Origin of the sequence: Mesorhizobium sp. M1E.F.Ca.ET.041.01.1.1, assembly GCF_003997355.1 — a bacterium.
Lineage (GTDB): Bacteria > Pseudomonadota > Alphaproteobacteria > Rhizobiales > Rhizobiaceae > Mesorhizobium.
On the sequence record NZ_RZSL01001004.1, the window covers coordinates 1 to 1,347 of the forward strand.

At 66.5% G+C, this 1,347-nt stretch carries 2 protein-coding genes; both read right to left on the reverse strand.

The features are described from left to right. Positions 1 to 578, reverse strand: a 578-nt coding sequence (locus tag EOA38_RS36810; RefSeq protein WP_127301520.1) for a hypothetical protein, incomplete at its 3' end; no start/stop codon positions are given. A 289-nt stretch (positions 579 to 867) separates the two neighbouring features. After that, positions 868 to 1,347: TetR/AcrR family transcriptional regulator (locus EOA38_RS36820; protein WP_145966303.1), on the reverse strand; the 480-nt coding region annotated here is incomplete at its 5' end.

Consider the following 1,347-nt stretch of genomic DNA (forward strand, 5'->3'; position numbering starts at 1 on the left):
AGGCCGGAGTCCGGCGCTGTGCCGATCACTTCGCGCTTGTCCTTGCCGCAGGCAAAGCCCGTCGCCTTTGCGTCGGCGAGCTTGCGCGCCTGGTCGTTGGCCTGGGGGTTGCCGGTGGCGAGCACCAGGCCGACCGTGCAGCCCTCGTGCTCTTCCGGCTGCGCCACCTTGGCGACGACCAGCACCTCGGTCGGCTTGTTCTCGGCGTCGGGACTGCTGATCTCGCGACGGTGAATGACGGCGAAGGGCACCGCCTTGTCGCCGTTGGTTTCGATCCGCCACTCGACCTTCGGACCAGAGGTGTTGAGCCCGGAAAAACTCTCCCAGACGGCTGTCATGTCGTCGGAGGGAAAGCCGTAATAAACGGACTCGCGGGCATCGTCATAGCCGATCAGCACCGGATAGCCGCGATAGCCGGCACAGGCGAGGCTCGCCCAGTCGCCATCGCCTTCCTCCGACTGCGCGTAGGTCACGCAGTCCTTCTTCCAGTCGAGATCGGTATAGGCGCTGGAAATGTCGCCGGCATGCGCCGCCTGGCAGAAACCGGCGAGGGCAAGCGGGATCAGAAGCGCACGCATGGCGAGGTGTCTCCGATGGAGGTACGTGAGCGTAGCGTCAAAACTGACGCGGGCCTAGGGCGCGGCGGCTGCCAAGCGCCCGTTGTCGGCGTCTGCGCCGCCCCTCATCCGCCTGCCGGCACCTTCTCCCCGTATAGTGACGGGGAGAAGGGAGCTGGGGCGGCCTCGGCACCCTTCCTTCAACGCTGGCGATTGGCGAAATCGCCGGCGGGAGCGCCCCTCTCCCCGTGACTATACGGGGAGAGGATGCCGGCAGGCAGGTGAGGGGCAGCGCCCAAGCTCGAGATTGTTATTTCTTCAGACTGGCTTCGATCAGGAGATCGGCGTTGCGGGCGACCGATGCCGCCGGTCCGCCGAGCCCGAAAAGCTGGCCGCTGATATAGGCGCCCTCGATGAGGAGCAGCAGCCCGTCGCCGAGCGTGTCGGAATCGCTGGCGCCCATCGCCGCCGCCATGGCGCGCAGGCGCCGGCGCAGCTCCATTTTGTTGTTCTCGCTCACCACCCGCGCGGGATGCCCGTGCTCGGGATATTCGACCGCCGCGTTGGTCATGCCGCAGCCGCGATAGTCCGGTTTCTGCGTGCGTTTGCCGACGCGGGTCAGGAAAGCGATGATCTGGGCGCGCGGGTTGCCCGGATGCGCGTCGACGGCCTCATCGAAACGCTCCCAAAATTCGAGGTCGTACTTGCGCAGATAGGCGGCCGCGAGCTCGTCCTTGGACGGAAAGCTGCGGTAGAGGCTGGGCTTGGTGACGCCGGCGCGCCTGACGAT